Consider the following 14538-nt stretch of genomic DNA (forward strand, 5'->3'; position numbering starts at 1 on the left):
GCGGAACGCGGCGCGTTGGCGGGATGAGCTTTCGCCTGACGAAAAGTCATTCATCTTCGCGTCAGGTAGATTGCCGGTTGGTGAATCTATCGCTACGGAAATAGGCGATCAGTGCGTTTTGGGGACGGAATTGAAACGGTCTTGGCGCCGCGGGCGGCTATTTCCAGCCGCCTGATGATCTCTGGGGACAAGCGAATGACGAACTTCTTCGCCGCGGCGACGCTCGCCGCGACGGTCGGACTCTGCGCGGCCGGCGCCGCCCAGGCCACGCCCGTCGCCATCTACGATTTCGAGTCGGGCACGCCGCTGGTCGATCAGACGGGCAACTTCGGGACGATGCAGCTCCACGGGACCGCGACGCTCGAGGCCACGGGGCTGCGGGTGAGAGGGTCCGGCACCACGCCCACGGGCTACGCGTCCGCGGACTATGTCGTCGGGTCGGCCATCTTCGAGTCGATGACCCTGATCAGCTGGGTGACGCTGCTGGACTATTCCGCGCGCGCCGGCTCGGCCCTGACGCTGGACACCGTCGCCTACGACCGGTTCAACGGCATCGTCTTCGGCGAGTCCGTGCTGCAGGAATGGACGGTGGGCAGCAACAACTTCCGCCGGCAGGGCGACTCGGTGAACTGGGACGCCACGCAGCCGCTGAACCAGAAGGTGCAGATGGCCTACACGTTCGAGAGGACGGACGTGAACAAGACCCGGGTCACCGGCTACCGCGACGGCGCGCTGCTGGGGACCTACGAGGTCAACAGCTTCGAGCAGTTCGACGTGACGGACGGCGTGATCTGGCTGGGCGCCCGGCACCAGTCGGGGGCCAGCATGGTCGGCGGGCTGAACGCGATCATCCACCGGGTCGAGATCCACGACAACCCGCTGAGCAGCACGGAAGTCGAGGAGAACTTCGAGACCGGCGCCGCCGTTCCCGCCCCCGCGGCCCTGCCGCTGGCGGTGATGGGCATGGGCGCGCTGGTCGCCGTCGCGCGTCGCCGCCGCAAGGCCTGAGCCGCGCGCCGCGCGCCCTGCGCGCAGGCGGAGAACGAGAAGGCCCCGGCGAGGATCTCGCCGGGGCCTTCGCGCGTCTCGGGGGCGAGGCGGGCCCTCACCGCTCCTTGAGCTTGGTGTACTTGGCGCCTTCCAGGCTGACGCCGGCCATCAGGCCCTCCTGCCCGTAGATCACCGCGATCACCGGGTGCTGGGTGGTGCGCGAGGTGACGGTGCCGGCGAGGTTGTTGTTCATCGCCGTCACCTCGGCGTCGGCCGCAAGCTCCCACCCCGAGGAGCGGCGGAAGTTCTCCAGCGCGGCGGTGGTCATGAAGAACAGCGCCTGGTCGAACTTCTGCACGCCCGCCTGAAGCCCGATCGAGGCCGCGCCGACCGAGTAGTAGCCCACCGACTGCCCGCCGATGCGCAGCGCGCCCTCGCCGTACATGCCGCCCACCAGCAGGCCCGCCTTGGTGATCGAGGGCATGATCAGCACGCCCTTGGCGCGGGACATGAGCTCGCGCGCGCCGGCGACCGAGTTCATCAGGTCGTCGATCGAATGCTGCACCCGCAGGTCGATCACGTCGGCCGGATCGGCGGCGCGGGCGGGGCCGGAGGGCATGGCGACGGCGGCGAGCGCGGCGGCGGCGAGCCCCGCGCCCAGCAGGCGGCGGCGAAGGGGATCGGGGCCGACGGCGGCGTCGGCGCGGGTGGCGCGGGTCATGGGAACTGCTCCTGTCCTCATGGGTCGCCGGTCGTTGCGGCGATGGAATTGGTTGGACGGCGCCGGCCCGCGACAGGCCCCGCCGCCGGGGAAAAGCATACATGGGGCCTGCGCGCTTGTCCCGCCATCCCTCCCGCGTCCATGCCGCCGCAAGCGCCGAGAGGCCGGCGCTTGCGGCAGGCCGTGGAGACGCCCCGGCTCGAAGGCCGGGGCGCCGTGGAGAGGCGCCGTCGCGCCGGCCCCATGCGGCCGCGGAGGACGGGTTCAGTCCGCGGGGGCCATGCGCAGCAGCCGCCCCTCGGCGGCGTCGGTCAGGAACCAGATCGCGCCGTCGGGCCCCACGCGCACGTCGCGGATGCGGCCGTAGGCGTCGGGGACCAGGTCCTCCGACCCCGCGATCTCGCCCCCCTCGACGTCGAGGCGCACGATCTTCTGGAACTTCAGCGCGCCCACCAGCAGGTCGCCGTCCCATTCGGGGAACAGGGCGCCCCGGTAGACCGCGAGGCCCGAGGGCGCGATGGACGGGTCCCAGTAGTGCGCCGGCGGCTCGATCCCCGGCGCGGTCGCGCCGCGGGGGAACTCGCGGCCGGAGTAGTGGGTCCCGTAGGAGACCTCGGGCCAGCCGAAGTTGCCGCCCGGCACGGGCCGGTTCACCTCGTCGCCGCCGCGGGCCCCGTGCTCGACCACCCACAGCGTGCCGGTCTCGGGGTCGACGGCCGCGCCCTGGGGGTTGCGATGGCCCAGCGACCAGACCGAGGCGAGCCCGCCGCCCTGGGCGAAGGGATTGTCCTGCGGGATCCGCCCGTCGGGGAAGATCCGGTGCACCTTGCCGTTGGCGACGTCGGGATCCTGGGCGGAGGGACGGTTCCCCCGCTCCCCCATCGTCACGAACAGGGTCCCGTCAGGAGCATGGGCGAGGCGGGAGCCGAAGTGCCGCCCGCCCGTCTCATGCGTCTGCATGGCGAGCACGACCTCGAGGTCCTCGAGCCGCCCGGCCTCACGGTCCAGCCGGGCGCGGGCGACATGGGTGTCGGCGCCGCCGCCCTCGGCGGGGGCGGAATAGGTCAGGTGCAGCAGGCCGGTCTGCGCGAAATCGGGCGAGAGGGCCACGTCGAGCAGCCCGCCCTGGCCGCGGGCGTAGATCTCGGGCAGGCCCTCGATCGCGCGGGCGCCGTCGCGGGCGACCAGCACCAGGCGGCCGGGCCGCTCGGTCACCAGCAGGGCGCCCGTCTGCGCGAAGTCCGGCAGGAAGGCGACGGCCCAGGGGTTCTCGAAGACCGGGCCGACGGGCGAGACCTCCACCGGCCCGGCGGAGGTCTCGAAGGTCTCGGCGCGGGCGGGAGCGGCGAGCGAGGCGGCCGCGGCGAGAAGGGCGAGCGCCAGGGCGGCGCGGATCGGGCGGGCGGTCATGGCGGTCTGCGTCTCCTCCGCTTCGGTCGGGGGCCTTGAGCGGGACGTGGGCGGAGAACGCGGCGGGGCAAGGGCTGGGCGGGCCCTCAGGCCGGCGCGTCGCCCTCGGGGGCCGCAAGACAGATCACATGTCCGTCAGGATCGCGCAGATAGAGCTCCCGCATCCCGTACCAGGCGGTCTCGGGGCCCTTGAGGATCGCCTCGCGGGGCAGGGCGGGCAGGGCCGCGTCGGGGGAGACGTCTCGCAGATAGACGGCGGCGCCGGGACGCCCGGGCAGGCCGCCGGCGAAGGCCTCGGGCAGGTCGTGCGCCAGGCTCTCGACCGTCTGCAGCATCAGCTGGCCGCCGTGGCCCTCGAGGATCGTGAAGACCGCGGTCTCGGGCGCGGCGTCGGGGCCGAAGCGCGTCTCGCGCCCCGCATCCACCCCCAGCACGACCGTGAAGCCGAGCGCGTCGCGGTAGAAGGCGACCGCGCGGGCCATGTCGGCGACCATCAGGTTGGGAACGATCATCGCAGGCTCTCCAGGTGGGAACAATTGGAGAACATCCTGCGCGATTCCCCCCGGCGCGTCGAGGGGGGCGACGGACGGGCGCTCGCGCTGCGCGCCTCGCCCCGCCCGCCGTCCCCCACGCCCGGAGGCCGGCGCGCGGCGCCTGGGGCGTGGCGAGATGGGAGGCGGCGCCGAGGACGCAGGGCCCTCGGCACGACGCGAAGGAGCGTCGGGCGGCCGGCCCCGGTCCGGGGCAGGCCTCAGCCGGCGCTGTCGAGGATCTCGGCGGCCTGGGGGGCGAAATAGGTGAGGATCCCGTCGCAGCCCGCCCGGCGGAAGGCGCCCAGGCTCTCGAGGATCACCCGGTCGCCGTCCAGCCAGCCGTTGGCGATGGCGCCGGCGATCATCGCGTACTCGCCCGACACCTGGTAGGCGAAGGTCGGGACCTGGAAGGTCTGCTTCACCCGGGCGCAGACGTCCAGGTAGGGCATGCCGGGCTTCACCATGACCATGTCGGCGCCTTCCTCGAGGTCGAGGGCGACCTCGCGCAGGGCCTCGTCGGTGTTGCCGTAGTCCATCTGGTAGGTCTTCTTGTCCCCCTTCAGCGCGCCCGTCGCGCCGACCGCGTCGCGGAAGGGCCCGTAGAAGGCCGAGGCGTACTTGGCCGCGTAGGACATGATCATCGTGTCCTGGAACTCGTTCTCCTCCAGCGCGCGGCGGATCACCCCGATGCGGCCGTCCATCATGTCCGAGGGGCCGAGGATGTCGCAGCCCGCCTCGGCCTGGGCCAGCGCCTGCTTCTCCAGCGCCAGCAGCGTCTCGTCGTTCACGATCACCCCGTCGCGCACGATCCCGTCGTGGCCGTCGGAGTTGTAGGGATCGAGCGCCACGTCGAGCAGCACGCCCATGTCGGGGACCGAGGCCTTGATCGCGCGCGTGGCGCTGTTCACCAGGTTCTCGGGGTTCCAGGCCTCCTCCGCCTCGGGGCTCTTCTTCGAGGCGTCGGTGTAGGGGAAGAGCGCGATGCACGGGATGCCGAGGTCGGCGGCCCGGCGCGCGGCCTCGACGGCTCGGTCCACCGTCAGGCGGGAGACGCCGGGCATCGAGGGGATCGGCTCCTCGGCGTCCACGCCCTCGCGCACGAAGATCGGCCAGATCAGGTCCTCGGGGCGCAGCCGCGTCTCGCGGACCAGGTCCCGGATCCAGCCGGCCTGGCGCAGGCGGCGGGGACGCGAGAACGGAAAGGGCGCGAGGCGGGCGGGGCTCATGGCTGCGATCCTCCTGGAGCGGGTCCAGCGGAGATGCCACGAGAGCGGGGGGCGGGACAAGCGCCGCGGGGAGAGGGGGCGCCCGGGACTGGGAAGGGGGGAGCCTCCGGCGGGCTCCTGACTCACCAAAGAACAAAGCGCCCGCGCCTGTTCTCCGGATCCGTCTCTCGCTGAAGATGCCTGAGCGACTCGTCGGGAGGGGTCAAGGACAAGCCCCCTTCGGGGGTCGCTTCGCGATCCCTGACCCCTCCCGCCGAGTCGCTCTTAACGGCATCAGCGAGAGACGGCTCCGGAGAACAGGCGCTCCCGGGGACGCGTGGGGCCAGGGCGCCTGGGGCGGGCGTTTCGCAGGAACGCGCTAGGCGGGGCGCCTTGCGTGGGGAGGGGGCGCCGAGCGCGGCGACGGGGGGCGCTGCGCTCGGCGGGAGGGCGGGGCGGACGGCCGGCGGGGGTCAGCGCGCGGCGCGGGCCTGGGCCATGAACTCGGCGCGCAGGGCGGCGTCGGTCTCGAAGGCGCCGGTCAGGCGGGTGGTCACCATGTTCACCCCGGGGCGGTGGACGCCGCGGGTGGACATGCAGTGATGCTCGCCCTCGATCATCACCGCCACGCCGCGGGGCTTCAGCGCCCGGTCGAGCGCGCCGGCGATCTGCGCGGTCATCTTCTCCTGCACCTGGAGGCGCTTGGCGAAGGCGTCCACGACGCGGGCGAGCTTCGAGATGCCCACCACCCGGTCCGTGGGCAGGTAGGCCACATGCGCGCGCCCGATGATCGGCGCCAGGTGATGCTCGCAATGGCTCTCGAAGCGGATGCCGGTCAGCAGCACCATCTCGTCGTAGCCCTCGACCTCCTCGAAGGTGCGCTGGAGCATCGCCTCGGGGTCGTGCTCGTAGCCCGCGAACCACTCGCCATAGGCGCGGGCCACGCGGGAGGGAGTGTCGAGCAGGCCCTCGCGGGCGGGATCGTCGCCGGCCCAGCGCAGCAGGGTGCGCACGGCGGCCTCGGCCTCCTCGCGGCTGGGGCGAGGGGCGGAGGGCTCGGCGGCGAGCTCCTCGGCGGGCGGGAAATCGGCGTGACGGACGTTCATCGGCAGGTCTCCGCAGGGGGCGGCGCTTCGGCGCGCGGCGGCTATCCCTGCGGATACGTCGGAGGGGGGGCGGATGGATCAACCCCGCGGGACGAAATTTCGCCCCGCGGAGCAGGACCCGGGACGCCTCAGCCCAGGATGGCGCGCGCGGCGGCCTCGACCCCGGCCATCGCCTCGCGCCAGGGGCGGGGGCCGTAGGTGATCCGCCCCACGCCCAGCGCGGCCAGCCTGGCCACGCCCTCGGCGCCGCCCGGCGGGCCGAAGATGTTGGTGGGAACCGGGCACTCGGCGCAGAAGCGGCGGACGAGGTCCGGGTCCGAGAGGGTGATGGGGTAGATCGAGCCGGCGCCGGCCTCGGCATAGGCGGCGGCGCGTTCCAGCGCCTGGTCCATCAGGCCGGCATGGAGGGCGGGGTCGCCCGCGCGGATGAAGAGGTCGATGCGCGCGTTCACGTGCAGCGGCAGGCCCGCCTCGGCGCAGGTCTCGACGATGGCGGCGATGCGCGCGGCTTGGGCGGAGGCCGGGTGGAGGCCGTCGCCGCCGACCACGCCGTCCTCGAAGTTCACGCCCACCACCCCGGCGCGGGCGAGGCGCAGGGCGTTGGCGGCGGCTTCGGCCGGATCGGCGGAATAGGCGCCCTCGAAGTCGATCGAGACGGGCAGGTCGCCCGCGACTTCCGCCACCCGCTCCGCGACGGTGACCAGCAGGTCGAGGGGCAGCGCCTCGCCGTCCGGGAAGCCCAGGGCGCCGGCGACCGCGGCGCTGCCGGTGGCCACGGCCTTGGCGCCCGAGCGCGCCACCGCGGCGGCCGAGCCCGCGTCCCAGGCGTTCCACAACACCAGCGGGTCGCCCGGGCGGTGCAGGGCGGCGAAGCGGGCGAACTTCTCGTCGCGGGTCAGGGGCGCGGTCATAGGGGCAGGGTCTCCTGTCGGGGGCGGGACGCGGCGGGGGCGAGGGGCGCCTCGTGCGCCAGCAGGGCGCGCTTGCGCCACAGGCCGCCGCCGTAGCCGGTCAGCGTGCCGTCGGCGCCGATCACCCGGTGGCAGGGGATCAGCACGGCGATCGGGTTGGCGCCGTTCGCCGCCGCCACGGCGCGCGTGGCGGTGGGCCGCCCGATGCGGGCGGCGACGTCGGAATAGGAGGCGGTGGCGCCGGCCGGGATCTCCCGCAGGGCCGCCCAGACGGCGCGCTGGAACTCGGTGCCCAGCGGCGCGAGCGGCAGGTCGACGGGCGCCGCGGGGTCGGCGAAGAACGCCTCCACCACCGCCCGGGCGCGATCCAGCATCGCCGACGCGCCCTCCCGCACCGGGCCCAGGGCGGTGCGCAGGCGGCGGAACTCGGCGTTCAGCACGGCGCGCTCGGGGAACTCCAGCAGGCGCAGGGCGTCGTCGTCGGCGACGGCGAGCAGGGGGCCGAGGGGGCTTTCGATCCAGGTCGCAAGCGCGCCCGAGGGGACCTCGCCCGGTGGGTCGAGATGCGCGCTCGCCTCGGCGCGGGCGGCGGCGAAGGCGGCGTCGTCGGGGCGCCGGGCATGAGGGTCGGAGGGGCGAATCGCGATCATGGCGTCAGGGATAGCGCGGAACGGAGGGCGGGGGCGCCCGGAAGATGGTGCGTGGGGGCGGCGGCCCCGCTTCCGGACTCACCAGGGAACAAGCCCCGCGCCAGCTCCCCGAAGCCGTCCATCGCTGGATGATGCCTGAGCCGCGGGGCCGAGTCGGTCAAGGACAAGCCCGCGCAAGCGCGGGTCGCTTCGCGATCCTGGACCGACTCGGCCCCGCAGCTCTTTACGGCATCAGCGATGGACGGCTCCGGGGAACAGGCGCTCCGCGAGGAGAGCCCGGCGCGGCGCCCGGGGCGCGCGGGGGCGTCCTGGGGGCGGTGGGCGCGAGGGCGCAGGCGGCGGGCTTCCGCGCGAACCGTCGACCGGCGGCCCGACGCTCGGCGGTCCCGCGCTCAGAGGCTTGGCGCCCGGGGTTCGGCGCAGCCGGGGCCTGCGCCCGGTGGGGCGCCCTCTGGGCTCAGCATTCGGGAACGTTGACGGCCAGGCCGCCGCGGGAGGTCTCGCGGTACTTCTCGTTCATGTCGAGGCCGGTCTGGCGCATGGTTTCGACCACCTGGTCCAGCGTCACCCGGTGCTGGCCGTCGCCCTGCAGGGCCAGCGAGGCCGCGAGGATCGCCTTGGTCGCGCCGAAGGCGTTGCGCTCGATGCAGGGGATCTGCACCAGGCCCGCCACCGGATCGCAGGTCATGCCCAGGTGATGCTCCAGCGCGATCTCGGCGGCGTGCTCCACCTGCTCGGGCGTGCCGTCCTGGGCTGCGGCGAGGCCGGCGGCGGCCATGGCGGCGGCGGTTCCGACCTCGCCCTGGCAGCCCACTTCCGCGCCCGAGATCGAGGCGTTGCGCTTCACGATCCCGCCGATGGCGGCGGCCGAGAGCAGGAAGCGGCGCGGCCCCTCGCGGTCGACCAGCGGGCAGAACTCGCGCGCATAGCGCAGCGCGGCGGGGATCACGCCCGCGGCGCCGTTGGTGGGGGCGGTGACGACGCGGCCGCCGGCGGCGTTCTCCTCGTTCACCGCGATCGCCCAGGCGGCGACCCGGCGCATCGGCCCGTCGGCGGGCTGCATGTTCACGCCCGAGGCCTGGTCCATTCCCTCGGTCAGCGCCCGCGCCCGCCTGCGCACCCGCAGGCCGCCGGGCAGCATCCCCTGCGCGCTCAGGCCCCGGTCGATGCAGGCCAGCATCTCCTCGGCGATGCGGTCGACCAGCGCCAGGGTCTGGGCGCGGGGGCGGAAGCGGTCCTCGTTGACCAGCGCCATCTCGGCGAGGCTGAGGCCCGACTCCCGCGCCGCCTTCAGCATCCCCTCGGCCGAGATCCAGCGGTGCGCGGGGTCGGGCACGGGGGTGGCGGCGGCGCTCTCGTCGCCCTCCCGCTCGATGAAGCCGCCGCCGACGGAATAGTACATCGCCTCGGCGATCGCGGCGCCGGCGGGGGAGACGGCGGTCAGCGACATCGCGTTGGGATGGCGGGGCACATGGGTGCGCCGGTCGAGGTGGATGTCGGCGTCCGGGTGGAAGGGGATCGTCTCGCCGTGGGGCAGGGTCAGGGTCCGGCTCTCGCCGATCTCGCGCCACAGGCGCTCGGCCTCGGCGGGGTCGATCTCGTCGGGGCGGGCGCCGGTCAGCCCCAGCGCGATGGCCTTGTCGGTGCCGTGGCCCTTGCCGGTCCAGGCGAGCGAGCCGTAGGCCGTCACCTGCAGCCGCGCCACCGGCGCCCCGGCGAGGCCGGCGACGAAATCCGCCGCCGCCCGCATCGGCCCGACCGTGTGCGAGGACGAGGGGCCCAGGCCGATCTTGAACAGGTCGGCGAAGCCGGCGGGCCATCCGGCGGCGGCCGGACCGGGCAGGGGGGCGGCGTGGGTCATGGGGTCTCGAACGGCCTTCGCGCAGAAACGGGGGAGGGGCGACGCAGGGCAGCCTGCCACGCCGGGCCGCCCGCGCGAAGGGCGCATGCGACGCCGCGTCCGCCCCGCGCGACGCGATGCAGGCGCAGAGCGGGAGGGGGAAGCGGGGCGCGGAACGAAAAAGGCCCTCCCGCGGGGGGGGGGAGGGCCTTTCGGCGCGCGAGGCCGGGAATTGGCTCCGGCGGTAGGATTCGAACCTACGACCAGCGGATTAACAGTCCGATGCTCTACCACTGAGCTACGCCGGATCAGGTCCGGCCTCGCGGCGCGGTCGGCCTATAGCAATCGTGCGAGGGCGCGTCCAGAGGGGTTTCGCAACATCTCGCATCAGGCGACGCTACGGCGCCCGTCGCGCGGCGCCCGAGCGGCGCGGAACCGGCGCCCGGGACGGGGCCGCCGGGGGCGCGTCCGCCCTCAGCTTCCGGCGGGTCGGCCGCCGTATTCGCGGGTCACTTCCGAGACGATCCGGCCGACCGCGTCGCGCAGCTGGTCCAGCCGCTCGTCGGTGATCCGGCTGCGCGGGCCCGAGACCGAGATCGCCGCGGCGGCCGTGCCGTTCTCGCTCAGCACCGCGGAGCCGACGCAGCGCAGGCCGTCGGCATGCTCCTCGTCGTCCACGGCCACGCCCTCGGTGCGGATCTTCTCGAGCTCGGCGGCCAGCGCCGCGGGTTCGGTCAGGGTGCGGGCGGTGGCGCGGGGCATGCCCTGCTCCTCCAGCACGCGGCGGGCGCGTTCGGGGCGCATCTGGGCCAGGATCGCCTTGCCGGCGGCCGACCAGTGCATCTTGGTGCGCCCGCCCACCCGGGTCAGGGCGCGCATGGCGTGGCGGCTCTCGACCTGGCCCATGCAGACGATCTCGCCCCCGGACTCGAGGAAGATGTTCGCCGTCTCGCCCGTGGTTTCCATCAGGCGGCGCATGTAGGGCTTGGCCAGCACGATCACGTCGCGGGTCCGCGCGAAGGCCGCGCCGACGGTGAAGGCGGCGACGCCCACGTGCCAGCAGCCGCTCGCGGTTTCGAAGCGGACGAATCGTTCGCTTTCCAGCGTGGTGAGGATGCGGTGCGCGGTCGACGCGGCCAGTCCGGACTGCGCGGCGGTTTCGGACAGGGTCAGGCCGTCCGCGCTCTCGGACAGGGCGCGCATCACGGACACCGCCCGGGTGATGGCCCGGACCTGTCCGGCGCGTCCATTGGTGTCCTTCGGAGACATTCAGCAGCTTCCTTTTCTGTTCGAAGTCTTATCTAGCGCGTCCTGACGTGGGAGCCATGGCCGCCTCTACATGGCCCCGCTTGCATTGAGATCGCCCTTAAATGGCCGTGGATGGGCTCGACAGCGGCGGGATCTGGGCGATAGCTCTAGGAAACGCCGACGTCTCGCGAAGGCGTCGGTCACGAGCGGGCCGCGCGTCCGCCGCAATCCGGGGGAGGAAGCCGATGCAGGCGATGCGCGCCAGGGGCGGCGTCATCCACTATCGCGACCAGGGCGACCGCGGCGGTCTGCCGGTGGTCTTCGCGAACTCGCTGGGCTCGGACCTGCGGGTCTGGGACAAGATGGCCGCGGCCCTTCCGGCGCGCCTGCGCCTGATCCGCTACGACAAGCGCGGCCACGGCCTGTCGGACTGCCCGCCCGGTCCCTACGCGATCGAGGAGCTGGCCGACGACCTCGCCGCGCTGCTCGATCATCTCGAGGTCTCGAAGGCGCTGGTGGTGGGGCTGTCGATCGGCGGCCTGATCGCGCAGTCGCTGGCCGCGCGCCGGCCCGAGCTGGTCCGCGCGCTGGTGCTGATGGACACCGCGGCGAAGATCGGCGACGCGACGATGTGGAACCAGCGCATCGAGCAGGTGCGCGCCCACGGGATCGAGGCGCTGGCCGACGGGCTGATGCAGCGCTGGTTCTCGGCCGCCTTCCGCAAGGACCGCCCCGAGGAGCTGGCGATCTGGCGCAACATGGTCTGCCGCCAGACGGCCGAGGGCTATGCCGGCTGCTGCGCGGCGCTGCGCGACGCGGACCTGCGCGACGCGGCCCGGCGGCTTTCGCTGCCGGTGCTCGCCATCGCCGGGGACGAGGACGGCGCCACGCCGCCGGCGCTGGTCGAGGAGACGGCCGAGCTGATCGCCGGCGCCCGCTTCGAGCTGATCGAGCAGGCCGGCCACATCCCCTGCGTCGAGCATCCGCGCACCTGCGCCGCGATGCTGCTGTCCTTCATCTCGGAGCACAACCTTGACTGACCGCCGCGCCCTCGGAGAAGCCACCCGCCGCAGCGTGCTGGGCGACGCCCACGTGGACCGCAGCCAGGGGACGGCGACGCCCTTCGACGCCCCCTTCGTCGACTTCATCACCGAGGGCGCCTGGGGCACGGTGTGGTCGGGCGACCAGTTGACCAAGCGCGAACGCTCGCTGATCACGCTGGCCCTGCTGGCCGGGCTGGGGCGGGAGGAGGAGTTCCAGCTCCACTGCCGCGCCACCGAGAACACGGGCGCGAGCCCCGAGGACATCCGCGAGATGCTGCTGCACGTCGCCGTCTACGCCGGCGTGCCCGCGGCCAACACCGCCTTCCGGCTGGCCAAGAAGGTGCTGGCCGAGCGGATCGAGGAGGCGGACGATGCGCAATAGTCCGGGCGGCCTGCCGGGCGCCTTCTTCACCCGCGACCGCGACCAGCACCCCCCCGCTTACGCGCCGGGCTACAAGACCTCGGTCACCCGCTCGCCGACGAAGCCGCTGATCGCGCTGGACAACACCCTGTCGGAGATGACGGGGCCGGCGTTCGGGCACGACCGGCTGGGGCCGCTCGACGACGACCTGATCCTGAACTTCGCGAAGCCGGGCGAGCTGCCGGTGGGCCCGCGCATCGTCGTCCACGGCCGCGTTCTGGACGAGAACGCCCGCCCCGTGCCCGGCGCGCTGGTCGAGGTCTGGCAGGCCAACGCCGGCGGGCGCTACCGGCACAAGAAGGAAAGCTACCTCGCCCCGCTCGATCCCAACTTCGGCGGCTGCGGGCGCTGCATCACCGACGAGGAGGGCTGGTATCGCTTCCGCACCATCCAGCCCGGCGCCTACCCCTGGCCCAACGGGCCGAACGACTGGCGCCCCGCCCACATCCACTTCTCGGTCTTCGGCCACGGCTTCGCGCAGCGGCTGATCACCCAGATGTACTTCGAGGGCGATCCGATGATCTGGAAATGCCCCATCGTGCGCACCATCGCCGACCCGGCGGCGATCGAGCGGCTGATCGCGCCCCTCGACTGGGCCAACACCATCCCGATGGACGCCCGCGCCTACCGCTTCGACATCGTGCTGCGGGGGCGCCGCTCGACCCTGTTCGAGAACCGGCTGGAGGGGAACTGAGATGCGCCTGCCCGACCAGCTGAAGGAGACCCCCTCGCAGACCGCCGGCCCCTACGTGCACATCGGCTGCTTCCCACGCATGTGCGGGATCGACGTCTACGAGCACGAGATCGGGGCCGAGATGGTCTCGGACGCAACCAAGGGCGAGCGGATCGAGATCCGGGGGACCGTCTACGACGGCACCGGGACGCCGCTGCGCGACGCGCTGATCGAGATCTGGCAGGCCGACGCCGACGGCCTGCACCCGGGCCGGGGCGAGATGCGGGGCGAGGCCGACCCCGCCTTCGCCGGCTTCGGCCGCTCGGCCGGCGACCCCGACACCGGCGAGTTCGTATTCCGCACCATCAAGCCAGGCCGGGTGCCCTTCAAGACCGGCGCCGCGATGGCCCCGCACATCACCTTCTGGATCGCCGCGCGGGGCATCAACATCGGCCTGCACACGCGGATGTATTTCCCCGACGAGGCGGCCGCCAACGCCGAGGACCCGGTGCTGGCCCGCATCGAGCTGAAGAGCCGGATCCCCACCCTGATCGCGAAGCCCGAGGGCCCCGGCGTCTACCGCTTCGACATCCGCCTGCAGGGGGAGGGGGAGACCGTCTTCTTCGACATCTGACGCGGGGCCCGCGGCGGACCAGGGGCGCGGGGAGGCGCCCCCTCGTCCGCCGCCGGCCCCATCACTTGCCCGACCCCGCTCCGCGTGGAATAGAAGGGTCGACCGCACACCAACAAAAACCGCGGACCACAGGGAGGAAAGACCATGAAACCCGCAATGCTTGCGGCGGGCGCCGCGCTCGCCTTTTCGCTGACGACCGTTCCGGGCTGGGCGGCCGACCTGACCATGCGCATCTCGCTCCAGCTGCCGCTGAAGTCCCACCTCGGCCAGAACCTGGTGCTGTTCAAGGACGAGGTCGAGAAGACCTCCGACGGCGCCATCGCGGTAGAGATCTACGACAGCGCCCAGCTCTACAAGGACAAGGAGGTCCCGCAGGCGGTGGGTTCCGGGTCCATCGAGGCGGGCGTCGCCTCGCTGACGCGCTACGTGGGCGACATCCCGGCGGTGGACATCTTCTACCAGCCCTTCCTGCTCGATACCGAGGAGAAGGTCCGCAAGGCCACCGCCAAGGGCGGCCCGATCCGCGGCCCCATCGACGAGGCGATCAAGGACACCGGCGCCACGGTCCTGTGGTGGCAGGCCTACGGCGGCGCGATCCTGCTGTCGAACGGCGGCCCGCTGAAGACCCCCGCCTCGATGGAGGGCAAGAAGGTCCGCGTCTTCGGCAAGACGCTGGGCGACTTCACCGAGGCCGCCGGCGGCGCGCCGACGATGATCTCGGGCTCGGAGCAGTACCTCGCCTACCAGCGCGGCACCGTGGACATCGGCATGACCGGCGTCTCGGGCGTGAAGTCGCGCAGCCTGTGGGAGGTGATGGACACGATCACCGTGACCAACCACGCCGACATCGAGTTCATCGTCGTGGTGAACACCGACTGGTGGGAAGGCCTGACGGACGACCAGCGCGCGATCATCACCGCCGCCGCCGACAAGGCCGACGAGAGCGTGCGCAACGAGATGTCCCAGATCGAGGCCGCCGCCTACGCCGCGGCCAAGGAGAACGGGATGACCGTCTACGAGCCCACGGCCGAGGAGATGGAGGCCTGGCGCGCCACCGCCCAGCCCGTCTACGACGAGTACATGGAGAAGGCCGGCGACCTCGGCAAACAGCTGATGGAGGCCGCGAAGGCTCTCTGAGCCCCCGCGGACCAAG

The 14538-nt window shown here is 73.0% G+C and carries 15 protein-coding genes and 1 tRNA gene; 6 read left to right on the top strand and 10 right to left on the bottom strand.

Annotation, left to right across the window (positions count from 1 at the left end):
- The first annotated feature begins 195 nt into the window (after window positions 1-195).
- Window positions 196-1008 carry a hypothetical protein gene (locus P2H44_RS17575; RefSeq protein ID WP_275765414.1) on the top strand — a complete coding sequence of 271 codons (813 nt, stop codon included), beginning with the start codon at window positions 196-198 and terminating at the stop codon, window positions 1006-1008.
- Between the two features lie 97 nt (window positions 1009-1105).
- Here the strand turns inward: P2H44_RS17575 and P2H44_RS17580 are convergent, their stop codons facing one another.
- From P2H44_RS17580 to P2H44_RS17625, 10 genes are all read right to left on the bottom strand, one after another.
- Window positions 1106-1711, bottom strand: a complete 606-nt coding sequence (locus P2H44_RS17580; protein ID WP_275765415.1) for a lipid-binding SYLF domain-containing protein — start codon at window positions 1709-1711, stop codon at window positions 1106-1108.
- A 264-nt stretch (window positions 1712-1975) separates the two neighbouring features.
- Window positions 1976-3121 carry a PQQ-dependent sugar dehydrogenase gene (locus P2H44_RS17585; protein ID WP_275765416.1) on the bottom strand — a complete coding sequence of 382 codons (1146 nt, stop codon included), beginning with the start codon at window positions 3119-3121 and terminating at the stop codon, window positions 1976-1978.
- A gap of 86 nt (window positions 3122-3207) precedes the next feature.
- Window positions 3208-3633 (bottom strand): VOC family protein, encoded by a 426-nt coding sequence (locus P2H44_RS17590; protein WP_275765418.1) that lies wholly within the window; start codon window positions 3631-3633, stop codon window positions 3208-3210.
- 239 nt (window positions 3634-3872) lie between these two features.
- On the bottom strand, window positions 3873-4880 hold the full coding sequence (gene hemB / locus P2H44_RS17595) for a porphobilinogen synthase (protein ID WP_275765420.1): 1008 nt from the start codon (window positions 4878-4880) through the stop codon (window positions 3873-3875).
- A gap of 452 nt (window positions 4881-5332) precedes the next feature.
- A complete protein-coding gene (folE, locus tag P2H44_RS17600) occupies window positions 5333-5965 on the bottom strand; it encodes a GTP cyclohydrolase I FolE (RefSeq protein ID WP_275765422.1) in 633 nt (210 codons plus the stop codon).
- 128 nt (window positions 5966-6093) lie between these two features.
- Window positions 6094-6876, bottom strand: coding sequence for an isocitrate lyase/PEP mutase family protein (locus tag P2H44_RS17605; protein ID WP_275765424.1), 783 nt, complete (start codon window positions 6874-6876; stop codon window positions 6094-6096).
- Window positions 6873-7526 carry a methylated-DNA--[protein]-cysteine S-methyltransferase gene (locus tag P2H44_RS17610; RefSeq protein WP_275765425.1) on the bottom strand — a complete coding sequence of 218 codons (654 nt, stop codon included), beginning with the start codon at window positions 7524-7526 and terminating at the stop codon, window positions 6873-6875. The genes P2H44_RS17605 and P2H44_RS17610 overlap by 4 nt, the downstream gene beginning before the upstream one ends.
- 457 nt (window positions 7527-7983) lie before the next feature.
- Window positions 7984-9387 carry an L-serine ammonia-lyase gene (locus P2H44_RS17615; protein WP_275765426.1) on the bottom strand — a complete coding sequence of 468 codons (1404 nt, stop codon included), beginning with the start codon at window positions 9385-9387 and terminating at the stop codon, window positions 7984-7986.
- 212 nt (window positions 9388-9599) lie between these two features.
- A tRNA-Asn gene (locus tag P2H44_RS17620) sits at window positions 9600-9674 on the bottom strand.
- Between the two features lie 166 nt (window positions 9675-9840).
- Complete coding sequence (locus P2H44_RS17625; RefSeq protein WP_275765428.1) at window positions 9841-10635, bottom strand: IclR family transcriptional regulator; 795 nt, start codon at window positions 10633-10635, stop codon at window positions 9841-9843.
- Window positions 10636-10859: 224 nt separating this feature from the next.
- Here P2H44_RS17625 and pcaD point away from each other — a divergent pair, with 224 nt between their 5' ends.
- The 5 genes from pcaD (at window position 10860) to P2H44_RS17650 (ending at window position 14522) form a co-directional block, all read left to right on the top strand.
- Entirely contained in the window at window positions 10860-11654 is a 795-nt protein-coding gene (gene pcaD / locus P2H44_RS17630; protein ID WP_275765429.1) for a 3-oxoadipate enol-lactonase, read from the top strand.
- Window positions 11647-12039: a 4-carboxymuconolactone decarboxylase gene (gene pcaC / locus P2H44_RS17635; protein ID WP_275765431.1), complete on the top strand. Its 393-nt coding sequence runs from the start codon at window positions 11647-11649 to the stop codon at window positions 12037-12039. The genes pcaD and pcaC overlap by 8 nt, the downstream gene beginning before the upstream one ends.
- Window positions 12029-12772, top strand: a complete 744-nt coding sequence (gene pcaH, locus P2H44_RS17640) for a protocatechuate 3,4-dioxygenase subunit beta (RefSeq protein WP_275765432.1) — start codon at window positions 12029-12031, stop codon at window positions 12770-12772. Before pcaC ends, pcaH begins: the two co-directional genes overlap by 11 nt.
- 1 nt (window position 12773) lies before the next feature.
- Window positions 12774-13385, top strand: a complete 612-nt coding sequence (pcaG, locus tag P2H44_RS17645; RefSeq protein WP_275765434.1) for a protocatechuate 3,4-dioxygenase subunit alpha — start codon at window positions 12774-12776, stop codon at window positions 13383-13385.
- A 144-nt stretch (window positions 13386-13529) separates the two neighbouring features.
- Window positions 13530-14522, top strand: coding sequence for a TRAP transporter substrate-binding protein (locus P2H44_RS17650; RefSeq protein ID WP_275765436.1), 993 nt, complete (start codon window positions 13530-13532; stop codon window positions 14520-14522).
- Window positions 14523-14538 lie beyond the last annotated feature (16 nt).

Origin of the sequence: Albimonas marina (assembly GCF_029223255.1) — a bacterium.
Classification (GTDB): domain Bacteria; phylum Pseudomonadota; class Alphaproteobacteria; order Rhodobacterales; family Rhodobacteraceae; genus Albimonas.